This is a genomic window from Salinimonas iocasae (genome assembly GCF_006228385.1).
In the GTDB taxonomy this organism is placed as follows: Bacteria; Pseudomonadota; Gammaproteobacteria; order Enterobacterales; family Alteromonadaceae; genus Alteromonas; species Alteromonas iocasae.
In genome coordinates this window covers 1930982-1950361 of the sequence record NZ_CP039852.1, presented here as the reverse complement: position 1 = coordinate 1950361, position 19380 = coordinate 1930982, and the positions used below count along the sequence as shown (strand labels likewise).

Here is a 19380-nt window from a genome sequence, read left to right as displayed (position 1 = left end):
GACCAGATAGCACAGGTTTACGATAGTGTGACACGCATATGCGCTATTTATGCGTATAATTGCACGTAACATCCAAGAAATCCGGTAGTTACGTGAGCCGCTGGCAAAAAACTTTCGAAAGCAATGAGCGACTTTTCTGGACCTTCCACAGCATGGGCTGGGCAGGCTTCGCGCTTATTTATTATATCGGTTCTTTCCTACACGATGTCCGCCCGATCTGGGTATTCATTATATTATTAAATGCTTATGCGGGTTGGCTGGTTACTATACCGCTACGCTATATATTCCGTCGGGCTCGCAATCTTTCGCCACTTAAAATGCTGGGCGTTGTTTTACTCGCCTGTTATGTCACGGCATTGATATGGGCAGTTATTAAAAATATTAACTACTGGGAAATTTATAAGCACGGTTATCGCCCAGACGCCTGGTATATGTATTTCACCAATACAATTAACTCCATGATCATGATCGGTTGCTGGAGCGGTCTTTACTTCGGCATCAAAAATTTTCAAATGCTGCAAAAAGAAAAGCAGAATGCACTTAAAGCGAGCACGATGGCGCATCAGGCGCACATTAAAATGTTGCGCTATCAGCTTAACCCGCATTTTTTGTTCAATACACTCAATGCGATATCCACACTGATACTGCTAAAAGAGAACGAAACCGCAGAGGCGATGGTTTCTCGTCTGAGTAATTTTTTACGCTATTCTCTTGATAATGACCCGATTAAGCGAGTACCCCTTAGCCAGGAAGTTAAGGCGCTGCGTCTGTACCTGGAAATTGAAAAAGTAAGATTTGATGACCGGCTTGAGGTTGAGTGGGATATCGAACCTTCATGTGAAGATGCACTGGTGCCCAGCATGATTCTTCAGCCGCTTATTGAAAATGCGATTAAGCATGCCATATCTAAGATGGAGCAGGGGGGTAGAATCGCCATTTCTGCCCGGATTTTTGGAAATGATTTATTGTTGGACGTCGCCGACAATGGTCCGGGAGCTGATATTAAGGATGGTCAGCTTTCCCGGGAAAAAGGCGTCGGCCTGGTTAATATCAGGGAACGTTTGCAGTCGTTGTATCATCGAAATTTTGCATTTTCAGTGGAGCATAACCAGCCCACCGGTGTCAGAGTCAGACTGCGTATTCCCAGTGAATTAAAAGAATGCAAATTATGAGCAAGCAAACTATCAGAACCATTATTGTAGACGATGAGCCATTAGCACGCCGCGGCTTACGTGCTCGTCTTGAGCGATTTGACGATGTTGAACTGGTGACAGAATGCCAGAACGGCCTGGATGCGGTCAGTGCGATTTCTCAGCACCGCCCGGATTTGGTATTTCTGGATATCCAAATGCCGGGACTAAACGGCTTTCAGGTTATTCATAAGTTACAGGAACTCAATCAGCCTATTCCGCTAATTGTTTTTGTTACCGCCTATGATAGTTATGCCATAAAAGCATTTGACGTTCATGCTCTGGATTATCTGCTTAAACCGGCTGATGATGAAAGGCTTAATGAAGCGCTGACAAAGGTGCGTGATCATCTTAATAATCAGCACCAGGATGAACAGTCGCGCAAACTGGCCAGTCTGGTTGCTGATTTAACCGGCGATGACTGTGAGACCATTTTGCAGAAGCTGGCCAGTGGTGAATCTATTGATACCAACCCTTACCCTGAAGTACTGGCGATAAAAGATGGTTCAGAAGTTACACGGGTCGCGGTTCAGGATATCCAGTGGATTGATGCGGCAGGTGATTACATGTGCGTTCATGCTCTGGATGGAATGCATATTATGCGCAAAACCATGAAAGAGTTAGAGCAGGAGCTCAATCCGCAGTGGTTTGTAAGAGTACATCGCTCGGCCATCGCCAATATCCGGTTTGTCAAAAAGCTGGTTAGTCACATCAGTGGTGAGTACCACCTGATTCTGCAAAATGATACTGAACTGAAAGTGAGCCGCAGTCATCGTGACAAGGTGAAAGCGGCGATGAAAATGTGATTAAGCCTCAAACGCTGCGGTGCTGTTATTGGTAACGCTCATTCATGAGGGTCGTCATAGTGGTCACCGCATCGTCCGGCAATGGTTTGGTCTCTTCCCAGGTTTGCGGTAACGGTACGGTCACCGCTTTATCTTCATAAGTGCCGACCATAACCCCGCTGGTAGAAGTCTCGACCAGTGACACCGCATAAGTACCCAACTGAACGGCAAGTAAACGATCCTGGCTAACAGGGCTTCCACCACGTTGCACATGCCCTAAAATCACCGGTTTGACTTCCATATCGCTTTGTTTAGCGAGCTTGACACATAAGTCGTTTATTCCTTCCGGCCAGACATTTTCTGCTAGCACAATGACATAACTAACTGGACCGCGTTTAGCCTGACGCTGCTGAATTTGCTTGCAGATCTGACTAAGGGTATCCCTCTCGTCTGTAAAGCGCTCAGGCAAAATGACGTAATCTGACGCGGAAGCCAACGCCGCGTGCAGTGCCAGAAAGCCTGCGTGCCTGCCCATTACCTCAACCATAAACACCCGGTCAAACGCATCGGCTGTATCCCTGACTTTATCAATTGAGCTTACGGCGGTTTCAATCGCGGTATAGTAACCAATGGTTGCGTCTGTACCGGCAACATCATTATCAATAGTTCCCGGCAGACCGATGATCTGTCCATCCCAGATATCACCCAGCGCATGTGCACCGCGAAATGAGCCATCCCCTCCAATAACAAATAATGTGTCGACGCTGGCTTTACTCAAATTATCAGCAGCGGTTTGCAAACCCTGCTCAGTAGTAAACGGCTTGCATCGCGCGCTATGAAGAATGGTTCCACCCTGTTGCAAAAGATTATGCATGCGTTCACAGGTCAGTGTAATACGCTGGTCATCCAACAGGCCATTGTAACCGCGCAGGTAGCCGGAAATCTGGTATCCCTGGCGGTCTGCGGCAATAACGATGGCGCGTATACACGCATTCATTCCGGGGGCATCTCCCCCTGATGTCAGAATAGCGATATGCTTTGTCACAATTTGAAACCTTTTTTAATCAACCAGTTGGCAACTTTTCGCAGTACGATACGGTCAGAAGGTAAACTGGCGGTCTGAATACACTATTTATTCGTATCTGAGCCAGAAGAGTTTTATATCTGACAACAAATTTAGCAAATATCAGGAAGATTAATGAGAAAGTGGCTGTGTATTTTTATCGTATTACTGTGTGGCGGGTGTTCCTCGAAACTGGCTTACGACAACCTGGACTGGCTGATTTACTGGTATATGGATGACTATGTTGAATTAAAGGATCGCCAGGAAGCCTTGTTCGACAAAAAACTGGATAGTTGGATTGACTGGCATCGCAGTGAGGAGCTGTCAAAGTATCAACAGCAGCTTCAACAGTTGCAACAACATATAAAAAATGATGCGTTAGACCGCCAGACCATTGCCTGGCATTTGGAGAAAGGCAAGAATCATATCGATGCCATCAGAAACAAACTGGCTCCCGAGCTGGCTCAGCTTGCCAGTCGTCTTGATGATGAGCAGGTTATCTACCTGTTTGCCGCTCTGGAGAGAGAGAACGAAGAGGAAGAAGAGTCAATCCGTGAACGCCTGGAGGAAAGCAAAGAAGAACGCATTGAAGATCTTGTTGATGACATCGAGGACGAATTCGAAGACAGGCTGGGCGATCTTACCGATCAGCAGGAGCAAATTATAGCGCGGTATGCGCCCCAATTTGAGCGCTCTGGCATGCACTGGATTGCTTATCGCCGTGACATTCAAAACGCTGCCAGGCGATTATTCATCACTCGCAGCAGCAGTGATACCTTTGTTCAGGATCTTACCTACCTTCTGGAAAACCCCGACGACTACCGCAGTGATGAGTACCTGAAGCTCAGAGAAGAAAATCGTCAGCGTTATTTGGATATGGCTGCTGAGCTTGTACCGACGATGACAAACGAACAAAAAGACCACCTGTTAGATAAAGTAGATGGCTGGCTTGAAGACATTTCATCATTAAAAGGCTAATACTGACAGATAAATGGCCCTATGCGGGCCTTTTACTTTTGGATTCTGGTTTTGCTGCTCAGCTTAAAGCACTTACCCCTTTCCCAGTACTTATCAGGTTTACCGCAATTCGTTTCGGTCAGTAGGCTGAAGGCTTGCGTACGTCAATATTATAGATTGTACAATTGCCAGATACGCACGCTTGACAGTTCACCATCAACCTAGCTGTTTGTATCCTCGACATTTTTACTTTGGTTTGGCGAAGGGGCTTTAGCAGAGCGCGCATTTACCTGGCTTTGTTGCATGGCCTCAGTGATGCGTGTTTCCAACTGCATGAAAAGTTTAAGATAGTTGTTGTCGATTCTCTCTCCGGATGCATCATCCGCCCAGGCATCATACAAACCATCAGATTGTTCATGTTCAATATCCAGATAGGCCGTTTTACGCTGTTCAACTAGCGAAGGATGCAGCCCGGTCTGGCGCAAGGCTTCTGCGCCCATCTCCAGCGCGGAGTGATACGTTTCTGACACCGTATAATCAGCACCGGCATAACGCAGTCTGTAACCGTGTCCCCGGTCGAAAGCTCTGGCAAGAATGGTGATGTGTGGCATTGCAGATTTCAGGTATTTAACCATAGACACACTGGCTTCCCGGTCATCAATGGCAATTACCATCATCTGCGCCTCTTCGATACCAGCGGTATGCAGAATATCGGGTTTAGATGCATTCCCGAAATACGCTTTGGTATTAATTCGCCGCATCAGTGCAACCTGTTCAGCCCGGACATCCAGTACCACAGTGGCGACACCATTGGCAACGAGCAGCCGGTTTACGATTTGTCCGAATCTGCCTATCCCGGCGATAACAACGGTGCCGGTCTCCTGGGGAACATCAGGCTGCTGCGCATTGCTCTTCTTGGTATAGCGCGGTGCAATCACGGTCTCATACAAAATAAATAAGCCGGGGGTCAGAAACATCGATAGCGCAACAACTAATGATAAAAGCTGTGCCATCTGCGCCGGGATGACATGATTCTGCAAAGCATAATTAACCAGTACAAAGCCGAATTCACCAGCCTGTGCCAGGCTCAGCGTGACGAGCCAGCGATCGGTGCCGCGAATTGAAAAAAGCCGCGAAAGCCCCGCCAGAATGAATGCTTTCACAATAATAACGGCTAACGTAATCGCTGTTACAACACCGATGTTATCCAGCAGCACCTCCACATTGATGCCGGCACCCACTGTAATGAAAAAGAGCCCCAGAAGTAGTCCTTTGAAAGGTTCCACAGCCGATTCTAATTCGTGTCTGAACTCACTGTTGGCCAGAACAACGCCTGCCAGAAAGGTACCCAATGCCGGTGAGAGTCCAACCAGATTCATAAGCGCTGCGATACCGATCACAAGCATCAGCGCTGTGGCTGTAAACGTTTCGCGCAACCCGGAGGCCGCGACAAACCTGAACAGCGACCGGCTAAAATAATGGCCGATGATAATGACCGCAGCAATAGCACCGATGACAACCAGTCCGTATGCCCACCCCGGTAATGCAGTTAGCCAGTGAGATGCGCCGGCATGTCCGCTTTGTGCGTCGCCAGGCTGAGCGGCGGCAGCCAGTTCTGGTAGCGCCAAAAGTGGAATAAGTGCCAGCATCAGGATAACGGCTATATCCTGAAACAGTAATATTGAAAAGGTATTCTGCCCGCCGCGTGTTTTTTGCAGCCCCTTTTCCCGCAAAGTCTGTAATACAATGGCCGTTGAGGAAAGTGAGAAAATTAAACCGATGGTCAGGGCTATCGTCCAGAACTGGCCAAGCAGGATTGCACAGCCTGTGACAAACAGTACGGTTACGCCAACCTGTAATCCACCCAGGCCAATAAGTTTGTGCCGCATGTTCCACAGCGCACGCGGGGCTAACTCCAGCCCCACCAGAAACAGCATAATAACTACGCCAAATTCAGCAAAGTGCTGAATGGTTTCGGTTTCGCTTCCCACCAGGTTCATAACCGGTCCAATAAACACACCGGCGATGAGGTAGCCCAGGACTGATCCCAGCCCAAGGCGCTTGGCGACAGGGACAACCACCACAGCCGCTACCAGGTAAATAAAAGCCTGTAACAGATAACCGGTCATTATTGTATGCTCCGGGCTGCAGCCCAATTATTTCAAAAACAGATTTATGATGATTGCGAAATGTACAAAAAACGCGAAGTTCAGCGATTTAAATACTACCGGGGTAACACCAGGCACCCCGTTTCAGTAAGTAATGTGATTCTAACAACACTGCGAACAAACAGTGTATGAACTTTGGTATAACTTGCGCACACTAGTTTCTTGCAATAAGTTCCTGAATATCTTCACTAAGTGCATCAAACTTTTCTTTGTGCTGAGCTTTAAGCGGCATGTCGTTCAACATCTTATTGAGGCGGCGGCACTCACTGACCAGTTCATCATTGCTGGTTTTACGACCATGTGTCAGTTTTATAATGCACTGAAGCAGGTTAAGCGCAACACCAGTATTCATCGGGGCGTACTCTTGTGCCAAACAGAATTGTTCTCTTGCCTGCTCGAACTTACCTTCCTGATAAAGCCCAATTCCCTGGCGATTAAATTTCAGATAGTGTTTATGGCGTTGTGCCGCGTTTTTGGACATACCCAGAGCAGGGGAGAGAGTGCTTTTCTTCGAAGCAGCTGCGTGCTTATCAAGCATAGTAATAATAGGCTGGGCTTCTTCAAACTCGCCCAGCTCCATCATGACATTAAGTGAGTCAGGCGCGTACATGACTGGATATTCATCGTATTTTGCTTCTATATCCTGCTGCGATGTAAATAAAGCGCGCTTGGCATCAAGCAGCTTGCCATCCAAAGCAGCGACCCGCGCCATAATAACCTGTTCAAAAATATCAAAATCGAACTCAGGGTTTAGCCTTACCACACGTTCATCGTGTCTGCCGCGTTGTAAATGCAAAAGCGCATCTTGCTGATAGCGATTCTTTACCCGTTTTTCATCTGCGTGCTCGGCAACATCCAGCATACTGCGAATAAAACTACACCAGTGCGCGATGTCCTGATGCGCTGTGCGTCGCGATAAATCCCAGATCGCCGTACAGGCTTCATGGGCAAAAATAAAATCCTCATTGTTGCGGGCAATATCACACGCGACAACATACCGGGGTAAAGAATAAGGGGAGAGTTTTATTGCCTGACTAATCGCAGTCAGGGCTTCTTCGCCCTCTGCTAACCCCTGTCGGGCCAGCGCGATAATATCAAATGCTTCTGCGCTGAATCGATTTTGGCCTAATACAGCCTCGCACAATGAAATAGCATCGGCGAACCGCTCTAAATATAAATAAGTACGTGCAAGCGCAACCTGAATCCACTGTACGCCAGCAGAATCTTTATACGGCTCCAGAAGTGCCAGCGCATCGGTGTACTTACCGGTTTGCCAGTAAAGTTCGGTAAGCAGAAGTTCTGTAGAATGCAGGTAGTTGCTGTTAAGAGAGATTATTTCCTGGCAGGCAGCAATGGCTTTTTGCGTATCGTCATCGTGAATAGCGCGGTAAACCGGCAACAGCGCCTGTCGCTTTTGCCAGGCACGACCGATACGGCTTTTAAGCTGCGCCTGTGAAAACGGTTTAACGATATAGTCATCCGGACGCCGCTCAATAGAGCCAAGTACCACTGGCCTGGCACTGTCGGCGCTGATAAGAACATAAATGGCTGAAGGCTTAATTAATCGAGACAACCGGAGTTCCTCAACGAGTTCAAAGCCGTTTTTTTGTTCTGTACCCAGGTGCAGGTCAGCGATAACGATATCAAACTTTTCTTTGCGACAGGCGGTCAGTGCCTTTTCAGCAGACAAATGCGTCACAACCTCTGTGGCACCCATAGATTGTAGCAGCCCCTTCAGCAGCATCAGAAAAGGGCGCTGGTCCTCAACAATAAGCACTCGTTTGTCAGCGTACTTCATAAATCGTGAATCCGTTCCACCTTGGCAGACTTCAGGCATGTCCGACTATTATACGCATATAAAGTGTCACTGTGATGCTCATGGCACATTAAAGAAAAACTTTTTTATTCCGATACCCTATCTATCAATAGAGAACCGGGAGCCGAACGTTGACCGACGTTGCCATGCAAACAGACGCTGTAACCCGCCAAAGCCTGGAGTGGGGAGGCCAGTTAAATCGTGCCTCTCAAGACGCCACGCTGTTCTCTTTGTATCTGGCAATGCAGTTACAGCCCGGCAATAATCCGGTCAGTGTAGCACCTGACGAACAGCCTGCCGCCGATATCAGCGCACAGTTGAATAAACTCAATCACTACCGGCGTGCAGCGACTGCCGCAGGTGACGATGCCTACAGCACATTACCGCAATACAGTAAAATGGCAGCCAGCAATGATAGCGCCAGCCTGCTATTGTGGCGCGCGATGCATCCTGATCCATTGAGTCATAAAGACAACGCTCGGTATATTGACCCCGAAATACTATCAAATTGCAGTTATGCCACCCAGCGCCGCTGGCAAACTGCTGATGAAGTACCTACCGAGATTCAGCAGGATCCCACTCGTCTTGCGGATGTTGTTGAAGGCTCCGTCTCGTTGCTGGTGTAATGCTTTCGTTGGAAATTCAGTGCCGGTTTTGCTATATTCCCCGCCGCATTTTGCACTGGTTTTACGTTCCAACTCGCAAAGGTGAACACAACTATGACTCAATATATCGTTTGCGCGATGTACAAATTCGTTGCGCTTGAAGATTATGAACAGCTGCGCGCCCCGCTGCTAGCTAAAATGGAAGAGCAGGGTATTAAGGGTACGCTGTTACTGGCCGCTGAAGGCATCAATGGTACCGTATCGGGTACGCGTAACAGCATCGACAATTTGCTCGCCTGGCTCAACGCCGATTCACGCCTAAATCCTATTTCTACAAAAGAATCGCTGCACGAAGAACAGCCGTTCTATCGCACGAAAGTGAAACTGAAAAAAGAAATCGTTACGATGGGTGTTGAGGGCATCGATCCCCGTCAGACTGTCGGTACCTATGTGAAACCCCAACAATGGAATGCGCTGATTAGCGACCCGGAAGTATTTGTGGTGGACACCCGTAATGATTATGAAATAGAAATTGGTACCTTCAAGCACGCTGTAGATCCGAATACCAAAACATTTCGGGAGTTTCCGCAGTACGTAAAAGAAAATATGGATCCGGCGAAGCATAAAAAAGTCGCTATGTTCTGTACTGGCGGAATTCGTTGTGAAAAATCAACAGCGTATATGAAAGAGCAGGGATTTGAAGAAGTTTATCATCTGGAAGGCGGTATTCTTCAGTATCTGGAAGATGTGCCTAAAGAGGACTCGTTGTGGCAGGGCGATTGTTTCGTCTTTGATAATCGCGTAGCGGTTAACCATGATTTACAAAAAAGCCACTATGAAGCCTGTTACGCCTGTCGCTTACCCATCACGGCAGAAGATAAACAGAGTGATAAGTATGAACCGGGCGTAAGTTGCCCGAATTGCTTTGGTATGCACTCAGAAGAGCAAATCGCGCGTTTTAGAGAGCGTGAAAAGCAGGTTCAGCTGGCAAAAGCACGTAATGAAGAACACGTGGGTACAGAAGCGCGTGAGGCGATGGAAAAGCGCCGTCAGGAAAAAGCGGAAGAACAGCGTCAGCGCGCATTAAAAGCTAAGGAAAAACAGGCATAGACAGCCAGCAATCAGGGCGTTACACTGAAAACCTTATTATGTAGACGTTAGAAATAGGGATTATCAGTGAGCGCCCAACTTTCAGAAGAAAAAATTGCTGAAATAAAAAGCGATTTCAGTTTTTTTGACCGTGACGGTAACGGTCAGATTGACCTGCCTGAATTCATTGAATTGTTAACTGTGCTGTCGCCCAAGACAAAAGCCAGCCATGTAGAAGAGGGCTTTAAGCTGATTGACAGTAACAATGACGGTTATATCGATTTCGAAGAATTTTTATCCTGGTGGCAAGAAGGCTGGTGGGAATATTAATCGTTAGTTTTTGCAAAAAAGCCTGAGTAACATCAGGCTTTTTTGTATCTGTTAGTCTGCAATAATCCTGTCGCTTTACGGATAGCGGTGACCAGCGCATCAGGCGCATCAACGCCCAGATAAATATTTTCAATTCCCTCGACTGGCTGCTTTAGTTCAATTACCACATTAGGCTGACCAAAATAATTCATACGTTTGATGCCTTTACGGCGTCTGATTTCATCACTATTTATGGCAACACGGCGAATAGTTGTCAGTGGAATTACTCTTGGTTTTGACAGCCCGTATCGAATGATCAGTGCGTCATCGGATAATGACACGGGCCGCCTGCTGATAGCTTTGTACTCAGCGATAAAAAACACGATGCCCAAAGCAGTTATCACCGTCACAATATTTGCCGCTGTCGGTGTCCAGACAAAGTGAAGAAGTAAATGTGCCAGGGGAAGTTCTATCAGGTTAACGATGATAAAACCGAGCAGGTTGCTCTGCGCACCATCTTTTGAGTGGTAGTGAAAATGTTGGAGGCCTGCGTAGTTCTCACTTTTAATTTGTGACGAGAACAAAAGAAACGTCCAGACACGCGCTTCAAAGACCAGCACAGCAGTGAGTAAATTGGTGCCGAATTTGTGTGTCAGAGACGTTTTTATAACATCGTCCGGGTCAGCCTCAGTGCTAAGTTGCTTTCTGATAACCCGGCAAACCGAATAAATTGCGTAAATTTCAAATAGCAGAATAACACCCAGAACAAGATAGCGGCCATCTTCAAGATATAGCTGTATGACTTTGCTCTTTTCGGGAATGATGTAGCTACCTATAAAAACGGCGGTACAGGACAATACGCCGGCCTGAAGGCAAGCTTTGGTTTTGTCAGAGCTACAGAGATAGCAGATGACGGGCAGCACGAATAAAGTATCTATGAGGTAAAGCCATTCAAAATTGGCGCTGCCATAGCGATTCAGCGTGCTGTTAGATGAATAATAAATGCCCCACCATACTGAAGCAGTAATCAGGAAAGTTACGGGAATGAATTGTTTAATAGGGTATTTCATTTATCCTTCCTTTTCTGACAATTGATCAAGGCTGATAAGATGTCTGAGCATTTGTCACCTGAATATCTCAGTGCATCGCTTATCTGCGATAATGTGCTGCTTTAGTAAGTGCCCATCTACCAATAACAATACTCATCAAAACCCTAACCGGAAAATACAGCAGTGCCGGAACAGCAAACAGCCAATTTACCGCACCGTCTGGCAAGACATAAAAAGCGAACTGTTTTACTCAGTACACTGATGCAGCATAGTCTTTAAGAAATGCATCTACTGTCAGGCTTGCAGTAGCACCTTCAGATATCAGTACTGCCCATAACGCATAAATAGCAAGAGCGCCATCGACGAAGCTGCCAAGCATCGAAGACCAGCCGATGGCCAATAGGAAAACCCGCCTGTTCACATGTATCGCCTATTGGTTAATGTGACACTGAATCAGAAAACACATTGATAGTAAGCACGCCCGCAATTATCAAACCCATACCTAATATGGCTGGAAGATCAGGGATCTGCTTAAACCATAGTGCAGATAATAGTGTGATAAGTACGATGCCGGCACCCGCCCATATCGCATAAGCAATACCTACCGGAACGGTTTTGACGACTAACGACAGGCAGTAAAACGCAATACCATAGGCAATTACGCAAACGGTACTGGCAGCCGGGTGTACGAAGCCATCTGAAATTTTAAGGGCCAGGGTACCCACTACCTCAGAAAATATTGCTATTGCTAAGTAAAGCCACGCCATATTGCCCCCTTTAGAAGTGTTCTGGTTCAGTACTATCACCATTGTAGCCGGGTCTAAACCGCTTAAATGAAAATAACGCAGGACCAATGTCGGTAAATAGAATACTGTTCTGGTGACCTCGGGCTCAAGATTGAGTTTGCCTGTGTATGCCACACATTTCGCTAACCATGTGGCGTTAATGCACGTTACTTTATAAAGGTGCTATAGGTCGTCTGATTTTGTAAGCACAATACTCAGGCCCCCGGTATATTGGGTTACTACGTTAAACAGGAAACAAAATACCAATGCCGCAAGATAAGTCATTACAAAAGTCAGCAGAGGGGTGATGACCAGCATCAGGCTATTAAATAATACTCCGCTTCCCGAGATAGTGAAAAAGAAGTTGAAGGAGGTGTGAACATCATTGCCGAACAGCAATGATATACCGCCCAATACTGCGCTGATTATTGACAGCAATGACAGGGTTCCTGCCAGCGTGAGTGAGGTTTTGTGTGCGTTTATACGTGTAACGTTATACGTCATAATCAATCATTCCATGAGAGGTAGTATTCAGGCTTCGCAGCTTAAAAGTGCATTGGATAGTGCTAACCCAGCAACGGAGAACATCATTATTCTCTATTTATTGCATAATTTGTTTCTTTTTAGCACATCATTTGCCCGCTGATTTATCTCTTCTACCATACCTTGAGAATAGTACGGCGTATCACTGGCCCAAAAGACAGTTTCCAGCTCTGCATAGTTTTGCAGGCCTGATGCCAGCGCCATACAACTTTCGGTAATTAATGTGTCGATATCGTCGTTGGCTATATACTTCAGATGCCGTGCATAAATATCATTCTGAATAAGTACTTCAGCCTGCCATGAGGCTGTCAGCATTTTAAGGCCAAAAAGCGCGGCAACTGTGCCTCCGGCCAGAAACGATAGTATGCAGATAATCCATGTTTTCACAGTTTTTCTCCCTTAAGATCGGCAAAATTCAGATCGTACGCCTTCCCATAGAGTTTTAAGACAAACATATCACAGCGATAAGCCCACAAAGTGCAAGTATTAACACCGACAGGATTAAGGGCAGGCGGGCAAAGAGTATTCTTCAGAAAATAAAGAACGCTGATGCAACAAAGTCAGTATGAGTCTGATTTTTATTCGCTTCATCGCTGTCCTGAGGATTAGCGAAACGCCCACACGCACGGTTACTCTGTAATACGCCAGTCTCTTTCAAGCACCCAGCAGCGCGGATTATTGGTAAAGCCTAGTTTCTCGTAATAACTATTGGCATCGGGTGCCGCAAGGAGAATAAGTTTGCACCTGGGCCCAAGTTGCTTTTGCGTCAGATTCTGTAAAGCTTTTCCAAGCCCCAGATACTGATAATTTTTATGAACGGCTAAATCTGACAGGTAACAGGCATAGTGAAAATCCGTCACGCTGCGTGCGATACCTATTAATTGCTCCTTATGCCAGGCAGTAACCATGAGGTTACTATTTTCAAGCATACCTTCAATACACTGTTCGTCATTAACAGGTCGACGTTCACCCAATCCAGAGGCGTTCAAAAGCGCAACGAATTGTTCGCGGGTAATGCTTGCGTCTATGCTGTATGAGATTTCCATATATTTCCGTTTAATTAATAGATAATTGACTGAGGAAATATATTAGAAAAAGGAAAGTAAGACACTATCTGTTATAAATATAAACAGACGCGACCAACAAAAACCAAAAAAGTGAGAGGACGAGGACAGCTTTTAAAGTGCGAGACCTAATCTTTAGGCGAGCCCGCCAGTAGCCGGCATAGGTGGCGGGTATCAGGCAGGCAATACCGCCTATAATTACGCCTTTAACAAAGCCAACGATAACTGCCCACTCGCTCTGTAAAACGAAAATCTGGAAAAGAATAGTGCATGGAATCAACGATAAGCAGGCTAAAAACAAAAGAAATGCACGATTTGCAGCACGTTCCAATTTGCCATTACTCACTTAACATCGCTCCTTCTACTGAATGTTTAGGAGGTATAGGAATTACCGCCAAAACTTGCAGTTATTGTTATCTTCCAAACAGCCCTTACACTGTTCAACACTCGAAACGCTATATTCAGTGCACTGGCTTTCAATCATTAATTGAAGCGGGTCAATCAAATCACAAGCAGTGCTATGAATGCAGAAATGGCAAAAGCTCTCTTTTTTTACGGCTTCTTAATGTCACCCCAGGGCGACGGTTCGGCAAACGTCTTGATATACAAATTTTCGACTTTGTCTCTTGCCCATTGAGTTTTACGTAAAAACTTCAGCGAAGACTTGATAGAAGGGTCACTCTTAAAACAATTAATATCTATTCTGTAAGCCAGGCCTTCCCAGCCATAATGTTCGTGTAATCGGGTGACGACTTTCTCCAGAGTGATCCCATGAAGTGGATTATTTTTCTGCTCAGTACTCATTGCTTAACAGAGACTCCGTAATGACTATGTATTTAGTTGGCGATGTTCTTGAGTGACAAACAGGGGCAGTCGTTAACGAAGCCCCTTAGGGTGCGCGTATAACTTATCTACGCATCCTTACTGATATTGCTTTTTTCGGATTTTGCCGCTCTTTTCTTTTTCTTGCGTTCTTATCGGTGACGATTTTCATCGCGTCTTCTTTAGTTAAATTAGGATGTTTCGTGACTAGCTCTTTAACCCTGTCATCAAATTTGGTCATTGGTAAATCTCATAGTTTGTGTGTTTGAATGTATCAGCATGTCGATACTGATAATGTAACAGGCCCATAGGGGCACATTACGTATTTAATAAGCACGACCGATGTTATAAAAGTCGTGGTGCGGTGGCGGTAAAGGGATCGGATAGCTGAAAATTGTCATCGAATCACGCCAACCGGAAATGCAACACTTCATTATAGCCATATCGTGCCTATATAAACATGGTATTTGTGTCTAACCGATGAATATTGAAATGTTCGCTAATTCAAATGAAGCTATTGGCACGTAATAACCTCTATTATAGGGTAGGGATTGAAGCTGCGGATATCTTGACGTAAGTATGATTGTGCGGCGCTAACTTGTAGGCTACCTGTCACAGTAGCCCACAATGTTTACCATTCCTGGCCAAGTGCTAGCGGAATAGACACTTTAGGCACCACTTGATAATTTGAGGCCAAGAATACCGCTTATGATTAAAAGCAGGCTGACAACTTTAAACAGATTTACCGGCTCTTTAAGAAAAATTATTCCGAAAAGAACTGCTCCCACCATGCCGATACCAACCCATACTGTGTAGGCGATACTTAAAGGCAGAGAGCGCATTGCCAGGCTGAGGCAGTAAAAACTTGCAGCCATAGCTACGACAGTGACAACAGAAGGGAGAGGCTTGGTGAATCCGTGGGTGTATTTCAGGCCTACTGCCCAGACAACCTCGAGAAAACCTGCAAAGATAAGTATTAACCAATTCATAACGACACCTATAAATGGGGTCGTCCCCGTCAGTTAATTAATCACAGGGTCGTCCCTGCGATGTGATGCGGAATTTAGCACGCCATTACAGCATCAGCAAGTGATCTCATTCTGGCGGCGAAACAGAAGCGTTGGCCGGGCCGAAGGCGATGCAGGTCAACGCCAACGCCTAAGTATCATGTGGGGTACGGGCAGAAAGCAGCAGCTTTAACCCGCGATACCAGCCAGGCAATGCAACCGTTCCATGTGATTCGTCTTCAAAATACTGCTGTGTCACAATGTAGTTGCCCGACATTTCAGAATGAAGCGCTGAAGCGAATTCTTCTCCCCATTTTCTGTTGGTCATGCCTATATTCCCAAGGTGAGCATTGTTAGCAAAAGCAAAGTAAATAGTTACCTTGGATTGCGCTACAGGCTTGTCTGTTGTCTGAAAACGTTTGTTCAGATAATTGTTATCCCATAATGCAGCAGGATCGATAATCAGGTAGTCAGTAAACATCTGTGGTTTTGTAAGCAGCGTAAACGAGGCAAACAAACCGCCAAAGGATTCGCCAACCAGAATTCGTTGCTCAGAAGCACGATACTCAGCTTCTATGTGCGGAATTAATTCATTATTGAGAAAAGCCTGAAAGCTGTCAGCACCACCGGATGTCTGAAAGGTTTGCAGCACTTTTCCTTCAAATGTCCATTGTGCAAGTCGGGTAGGGGTTAAATCACGATCTCTGTCTGTGTTGGGGATGGCAACCACGATAGCTTGGTTAATCTGGTTATCGAGAGTCTCAGTACTTAACCCTTCGATAATACCACTTATCGCCCTCCAGCGATGGACATCGCCATCAAGCACATACACAACTGGATAGGTGTCTTCAGAAGCGTCATAACCGGGGGGAAGCGATACATAATAGTCACGTTCTTCTGCAAGTACAGCAGATTTGAGCGAAGCCTTGTATCCGGCTGATACCGTTTCAACAGCAAAAGCCTTGATACTTAACAGTAACAGAGCGCTAAACATTAAAAGGTGTTTCACAAATGGTCCTCTATTCAAACCGTAAGGGTAGGGTTATTGAAGATAAATGAGTTTAAAACACTTCTTTCGTTTTAATTAGCCCCACTAATATCGCCTTCGTAAGATGAATCACTACTATCACTTTTCTCCGACAACGAATTACCAGGTCCAAAATGACAAAAGTTACAAAAGCCAGCTGGCCAGCCTGAAGCTGCTCATATTTTACTATTGTCCAGGCATACCGAAATTTACGCGGTGTCGCCCTATGTCTTTGTTCTTTTAAAGCGTTTTGTAAAATGCCAGATAAGCAAGGCAATAGCAGCCACTAAAAGCATGAAAGCCAGCTGGTAAAATGGCACAACGGCATAAATCAGGCCGGCCTGACCATCAGTGCCCGTATAGGTATTTACCGAATAATAAAGCACCAGCGCCAGCAGACCTGACAGCACGCCCGCCCATGACACGATGAAATTGAGCGTTGGCTTTTTTGTCTTAATCAAAGCCACAAAAATACTCAGCAGGAGCGGCGCAACAATGTAAACCTGAAGGAAGCTGAATCCGAACCCCGATAAATTGACAGTAGCAAGAATAAGTACGAGTGAGAAAAGTACGATTAACTTTTTCATAAATCAGACTCCTTCCTTGTTTTAAAGCTGTTATGACAGTTGAAGGGCATAGAACAGCTAGGACTAATTTACGCGCACAAAGCGGGCAGGCACAAACTCCCGAAGCAGGCCTTAACTTCAACCGGAGGCATGATTTTTACTATGTGAAAGTTTTATTCCGGACTTTTTTGAAACGCATTGAAAGAATTAAAAGAGTGCCGGATAAAATGCCAGTACTTATCGCTCCATGTAAACCGAAAGCAACGACAAGTGGACGCAATATAAATAGGTGAATAATAAGCGCAGGTATAATTGCAATAGCAAATACTTTCAGGCTTAACGTTTGTTCAAAAAGTGAGTTACAATGAGGGCAGGCTTTTACCTTTCCCCACTTGTTCGCAGTTTTAGAGAGAAAGCCGATTTTCTTTTCGCAGGTTGGGCATTTAAAGAACTGCTCATTGGGTTCAAATTCTTTGTTAGCTGTATTCAGACTGCTGTTCTGTGACGCTTGCCGCGAAATCAGTTCACCTTCTATGCGTGCTGCCCGCTCAGGGAATTCGTCCTTATCTATATTGGCCAGCGCATCTTCCAGCTCTGCAATCGAGTACTCTGAGTAATTTGGTTCCATCTGGTAACTTCTCCATGTCACACAATTTTTTAAATATGGGGCAAAAACCACAACTTTAGGAGGCGAAGCGGATCCGGGCATAAGCCCTTGGAAAACGAGGGCATGACAATAGCACACAGTCAGGCTCCACCGCACTCCTCAAAACGTTCTTTTCTGTTTAAGATAACCTCACCGTCTACATAAGGAGTATTCTCGTAGTAAAAGCCATATGAGTTTCTAAACTCTCTGATTCTGGTTTCTTTACCATAGCAAATACTTATGATTGTGGGCTCTAGCCAGGTAATAGTCAGTCCCGATGTTTTGTCGGCTAAAAGTATCACCTTTTTGTTCCCAGCTTTATCTTCAACGATAACCTGGTAAGGCTGAGAAACCATGACGGATCCACTTATATCTACCTTTCTCAATAATGCTTTGTAATTCTCGTTAGGAGATATCCTGGTGCTGATATCTTCGCCTTCACGCTCATCGAAATATTGTCTGGAATTATCACAACCGGAAATTTGCAATAGAGTTAATATCAAAAAGAGAAGACATTTATTCATAGGCTTGGAAGGCTTACAGTTCGAACGGGCGCAGGCCTACGAAGAGAAACAACGACGCCACCCATATGCACGCGCTCTGAAGATTGTCAGCGAACGACAATGGCGCATTATTGATAGTATAAGCATTCCTTAATTTCTTTTTTAACCAGGTCATAAGTGCACTCCTGTGTTTCGCCACCGCCACCAACATGAACCGTATTGCTGAAAGCTTTGTCTATAAGCAATACCACTACAGTCTCTTCGAATTTTTCAACTTCAACGTAAAAGTTTTTTGGGGAGATTTCTCTTTCTTCCAAATTGGCAATAGTTGCTTTGACTGCTTCAAGCTTTTTCCCAGTTAAATCGAATTTAACTGGAACAAGTTCCTGTTTGCTGATTATGCGCCTGTTCTCTGAGGCATAGTCGCAAGCGGCTAGATAGAGAGTAGCAATGACTACCAGAAAAATCTTCATTTGAATCCATTCAGTGTATAGCGCCGGCATAAGGGGATCAAATATGGCTATAGTCCGTTCGAAGCACTATAGCCACTGTGTTAGTTTACCTGCGAGGTTGCGAACGATTATAATGCGAAGTCAGGCTGCTTCTTTGAGCGAAGCACAACGTCCCTCGGATAGAAAAACATCTATGATTCTAGTTATCTTAGTTTTTAACCATTCAGGGCCGTAATCCGACATGTCATTGTGTCTTGAGTTAGGAATTTCAACGATACACATTAAGTGAGTATTCTCCTTTTGAGAAGTAGGCAAAACCCCTGAATCTGCGGGGAAGTCGCTTCCCCGGATAGATAAGACCTGAATATTATCATTTCGCGGTAATGGAACCCGTCTATTGTCTAAAGTAATGATAGTTTTTACATAAGACTTGCCTTCGTTAGCAAGCCAGGCTGATATATCCCCACCATTCGAGTGACCTACTAAAACAAGAGAGTCAAAATCATAGTTTGAATATTGGGATGATAACTGCCTTTGCAAAAAGTCTAATGTACTGGCACCACGAAGCCAGTTTTCGCTTCTACTTTTGAACAAGTTTCCTTTTGTAGAAAGCGGTGGATCCTGGGGTAATTCATGAGCAATCGAGACTGTCATGTAACCAAGTTCATTGAGTAATCGTGTTAAAAAGACATATTTGTTGTGAGAAACACCATATCCTGCGCTGATAAAACTGACTGGGCACTTATTGCTATCGGTGCATTGAAATTTTTGGGTGGGATATGAAATTTCGATGGGAATCTTTCGACCTCTTGTTTTATCGACAATAACCTCTGCATGTCCGTAATTAGAAACTAGCAAAAGTATAGCGCTGATTATCTGCAAAAATTTCAAACTTAACTCCTGAAGCCTAAATTTTATACGGCCGAGTACTGAC

At 45.4% G+C, this 19380-nt stretch carries 24 protein-coding genes; 6 read left to right on the top strand and 18 right to left on the bottom strand.

Annotated elements, in window-relative coordinates; all coding sequences use genetic code 11:
• Positions 1 to 92: 92 nt before the first annotated feature.
• A complete protein-coding gene (locus tag FBQ74_RS08570; RefSeq protein WP_139756282.1) occupies positions 93 to 1172 on the top strand; it encodes a sensor histidine kinase in 1080 nt (359 codons plus the stop codon).
• Positions 1169 to 1996 (top strand): LytR/AlgR family response regulator transcription factor, encoded by an 828-nt coding sequence (locus tag FBQ74_RS08565; protein WP_139756281.1) that lies wholly within the window; start codon positions 1169 to 1171, stop codon positions 1994 to 1996. The genes FBQ74_RS08570 and FBQ74_RS08565 overlap by 4 nt, the downstream gene beginning before the upstream one ends.
• A 25-nt stretch (positions 1997 to 2021) precedes the next feature.
• On the opposite strand, the gene FBQ74_RS08560 is transcribed toward FBQ74_RS08565, so the two are convergent.
• Positions 2022 to 3020 (bottom strand): 6-phosphofructokinase, encoded by a 999-nt coding sequence (locus FBQ74_RS08560; RefSeq protein WP_139756280.1) that lies wholly within the window; start codon positions 3018 to 3020, stop codon positions 2022 to 2024.
• 153 nt (positions 3021 to 3173) lie between these two features.
• On the opposite strand from FBQ74_RS08560, the gene FBQ74_RS08555 reads away from it, so the two are divergent.
• Positions 3174 to 4016: a DUF6279 family lipoprotein gene (locus tag FBQ74_RS08555; protein WP_139756279.1), complete on the top strand. Its 843-nt coding sequence runs from the start codon at positions 3174 to 3176 to the stop codon at positions 4014 to 4016.
• Positions 4017 to 4216: 200 nt separating this feature from the next.
• On the opposite strand, the gene FBQ74_RS08550 is transcribed toward FBQ74_RS08555, so the two are convergent.
• Together FBQ74_RS08550 and FBQ74_RS08545 are read right to left on the bottom strand one after the other, a co-directional pair.
• A complete protein-coding gene (locus FBQ74_RS08550; RefSeq protein ID WP_139756278.1) occupies positions 4217 to 6124 on the bottom strand; it encodes a monovalent cation:proton antiporter-2 (CPA2) family protein in 1908 nt (635 codons plus the stop codon).
• Between the two features lie 193 nt (positions 6125 to 6317).
• Entirely contained in the window at positions 6318 to 7961 is a 1644-nt protein-coding gene (locus FBQ74_RS08545; RefSeq protein ID WP_139756277.1) for a tetratricopeptide repeat-containing response regulator, read from the bottom strand.
• A 149-nt stretch (positions 7962 to 8110) separates the two neighbouring features.
• Here FBQ74_RS08545 and FBQ74_RS08540 point away from each other — a divergent pair, with 149 nt between their 5' ends.
• The 3 genes from FBQ74_RS08540 (at position 8111) to FBQ74_RS08530 (ending at position 10003) form a co-directional block, all read left to right on the top strand.
• Positions 8111 to 8605, top strand: coding sequence for a VC2046/SO_2500 family protein (locus FBQ74_RS08540; RefSeq protein WP_139756276.1), 495 nt, complete (start codon positions 8111 to 8113; stop codon positions 8603 to 8605).
• A 93-nt stretch (positions 8606 to 8698) separates the two neighbouring features.
• The gene (trhO, locus tag FBQ74_RS08535) at positions 8699 to 9694 is read left to right on the top strand and encodes an oxygen-dependent tRNA uridine(34) hydroxylase TrhO (RefSeq protein ID WP_139756275.1); all 996 of its coding nucleotides are present in this window, start codon (positions 8699 to 8701) and stop codon (positions 9692 to 9694) included.
• 66 nt (positions 9695 to 9760) lie between these two features.
• Positions 9761 to 10003 (top strand): EF-hand domain-containing protein, encoded by a 243-nt coding sequence (locus FBQ74_RS08530; protein WP_139756274.1) that lies wholly within the window; start codon positions 9761 to 9763, stop codon positions 10001 to 10003.
• A 32-nt stretch (positions 10004 to 10035) separates the two neighbouring features.
• Here the strand turns inward: FBQ74_RS08530 and FBQ74_RS08525 are convergent, their stop codons facing one another.
• From FBQ74_RS08525 to FBQ74_RS08460, 15 genes are all read right to left on the bottom strand, one after another.
• A complete protein-coding gene (locus tag FBQ74_RS08525) occupies positions 10036 to 11052 on the bottom strand; it encodes a hypothetical protein (protein WP_139756273.1) in 1017 nt (338 codons plus the stop codon).
• Between the two features lie 229 nt (positions 11053 to 11281).
• Entirely contained in the window at positions 11282 to 11452 is a 171-nt protein-coding gene (locus FBQ74_RS19105; protein WP_232371888.1) for a hypothetical protein, read from the bottom strand.
• Between the two features lie 16 nt (positions 11453 to 11468).
• A complete protein-coding gene (locus FBQ74_RS08515; RefSeq protein WP_139756272.1) occupies positions 11469 to 11798 on the bottom strand; it encodes a DMT family transporter in 330 nt (109 codons plus the stop codon).
• 201 nt (positions 11799 to 11999) lie between these two features.
• A complete protein-coding gene (locus tag FBQ74_RS08510) occupies positions 12000 to 12320 on the bottom strand; it encodes a hypothetical protein (RefSeq protein ID WP_139756271.1) in 321 nt (106 codons plus the stop codon).
• Positions 12321 to 12413: 93 nt separating this feature from the next.
• Positions 12414 to 12746 (bottom strand): hypothetical protein, encoded by a 333-nt coding sequence (locus tag FBQ74_RS08505; RefSeq protein ID WP_139756270.1) that lies wholly within the window; start codon positions 12744 to 12746, stop codon positions 12414 to 12416.
• Positions 12747 to 12988: 242 nt separating this feature from the next.
• Positions 12989 to 13405, bottom strand: a complete 417-nt coding sequence (locus FBQ74_RS08500; RefSeq protein ID WP_139756269.1) for a GNAT family N-acetyltransferase — start codon at positions 13403 to 13405, stop codon at positions 12989 to 12991.
• A gap of 570 nt (positions 13406 to 13975) precedes the next feature.
• The gene (locus FBQ74_RS08495; protein ID WP_139756268.1) at positions 13976 to 14227 is read right to left on the bottom strand and encodes a VF530 family protein; all 252 of its coding nucleotides are present in this window, start codon (positions 14225 to 14227) and stop codon (positions 13976 to 13978) included.
• A 103-nt stretch (positions 14228 to 14330) separates the two neighbouring features.
• Positions 14331 to 14486 (bottom strand): hypothetical protein, encoded by a 156-nt coding sequence (locus FBQ74_RS19055; RefSeq protein ID WP_205912246.1) that lies wholly within the window; start codon positions 14484 to 14486, stop codon positions 14331 to 14333.
• A gap of 427 nt (positions 14487 to 14913) precedes the next feature.
• The gene (sugE, locus tag FBQ74_RS08490; protein ID WP_139756267.1) at positions 14914 to 15234 is read right to left on the bottom strand and encodes a quaternary ammonium compound efflux SMR transporter SugE; all 321 of its coding nucleotides are present in this window, start codon (positions 15232 to 15234) and stop codon (positions 14914 to 14916) included.
• A gap of 169 nt (positions 15235 to 15403) precedes the next feature.
• Positions 15404 to 16261, bottom strand: coding sequence for an alpha/beta hydrolase (locus FBQ74_RS08485; protein WP_139756266.1), 858 nt, complete (start codon positions 16259 to 16261; stop codon positions 15404 to 15406).
• 242 nt (positions 16262 to 16503) lie between these two features.
• The gene (locus tag FBQ74_RS08480; RefSeq protein WP_139756265.1) at positions 16504 to 16866 is read right to left on the bottom strand and encodes a hypothetical protein; all 363 of its coding nucleotides are present in this window, start codon (positions 16864 to 16866) and stop codon (positions 16504 to 16506) included.
• A gap of 139 nt (positions 16867 to 17005) precedes the next feature.
• Entirely contained in the window at positions 17006 to 17473 is a 468-nt protein-coding gene (locus tag FBQ74_RS08475) for a hypothetical protein (protein ID WP_139756264.1), read from the bottom strand.
• Between the two features lie 119 nt (positions 17474 to 17592).
• The gene (locus FBQ74_RS08470) at positions 17593 to 17994 is read right to left on the bottom strand and encodes a hypothetical protein (protein ID WP_139756263.1); all 402 of its coding nucleotides are present in this window, start codon (positions 17992 to 17994) and stop codon (positions 17593 to 17595) included.
• Positions 17995 to 18122: 128 nt separating this feature from the next.
• On the bottom strand, positions 18123 to 18467 hold the full coding sequence (locus FBQ74_RS08465; RefSeq protein ID WP_139756262.1) for a hypothetical protein: 345 nt from the start codon (positions 18465 to 18467) through the stop codon (positions 18123 to 18125).
• Between the two features lie 120 nt (positions 18468 to 18587).
• Positions 18588 to 19337: an alpha/beta hydrolase gene (locus FBQ74_RS08460; RefSeq protein WP_139756261.1), complete on the bottom strand. Its 750-nt coding sequence runs from the start codon at positions 19335 to 19337 to the stop codon at positions 18588 to 18590.
• Positions 19338 to 19380: the final 43 nt, after the last annotated feature.

Excerpts from the sequence above, each read along its gene's own strand:
- FBQ74_RS08565 (WP_139756281.1), top strand. The coding sequence starts at position 1,169 with ATGAGCAAGCAAACTATCAGAACCATTATTGTAGACGATGAGCCATTA.
- FBQ74_RS08555 (WP_139756279.1), top strand. The coding sequence starts at position 3,174 with ATGAGAAAGTGGCTGTGTATTTTTATCGTATTACTGTGTGGCGGGTGT.
- FBQ74_RS08550 (WP_139756278.1), bottom strand. The coding sequence starts at position 6,124 with ATGACCGGTTATCTGTTACAGGCTTTTATTTACCTGGTAGCGGCTGTG.
- FBQ74_RS08545 (WP_139756277.1), bottom strand. The coding sequence starts at position 7,961 with ATGAAGTACGCTGACAAACGAGTGCTTATTGTTGAGGACCAGCGCCCT.
- trhO (WP_139756275.1), top strand. The coding sequence starts at position 8,699 with ATGACTCAATATATCGTTTGCGCGATGTACAAATTCGTTGCGCTTGAA.
- FBQ74_RS08525 (WP_139756273.1), bottom strand. The coding sequence starts at position 11,052 with ATGAAATACCCTATTAAACAATTCATTCCCGTAACTTTCCTGATTACT.
- FBQ74_RS08515 (WP_139756272.1), bottom strand. The coding sequence starts at position 11,798 with ATGGCGTGGCTTTACTTAGCAATAGCAATATTTTCTGAGGTAGTGGGT.
- FBQ74_RS08510 (WP_139756271.1), bottom strand. The coding sequence starts at position 12,320 with ATGACGTATAACGTTACACGTATAAACGCACACAAAACCTCACTCACG.
- FBQ74_RS08500 (WP_139756269.1), bottom strand. The coding sequence starts at position 13,405 with ATGGAAATCTCATACAGCATAGACGCAAGCATTACCCGCGAACAATTC.
- FBQ74_RS08495 (WP_139756268.1), bottom strand. The coding sequence starts at position 14,227 with ATGAGTACTGAGCAGAAAAATAATCCACTTCATGGGATCACTCTGGAG.
- FBQ74_RS19055 (WP_205912246.1), bottom strand. The coding sequence starts at position 14,486 with ATGACCAAATTTGATGACAGGGTTAAAGAGCTAGTCACGAAACATCCT.
- sugE (WP_139756267.1), bottom strand. The coding sequence starts at position 15,234 with ATGAATTGGTTAATACTTATCTTTGCAGGTTTTCTCGAGGTTGTCTGG.
- FBQ74_RS08480 (WP_139756265.1), bottom strand. The coding sequence starts at position 16,866 with ATGAAAAAGTTAATCGTACTTTTCTCACTCGTACTTATTCTTGCTACT.
- FBQ74_RS08475 (WP_139756264.1), bottom strand. The coding sequence starts at position 17,473 with ATGGAACCAAATTACTCAGAGTACTCGATTGCAGAGCTGGAAGATGCG.
- FBQ74_RS08465 (WP_139756262.1), bottom strand. The coding sequence starts at position 18,467 with ATGAAGATTTTTCTGGTAGTCATTGCTACTCTCTATCTAGCCGCTTGC.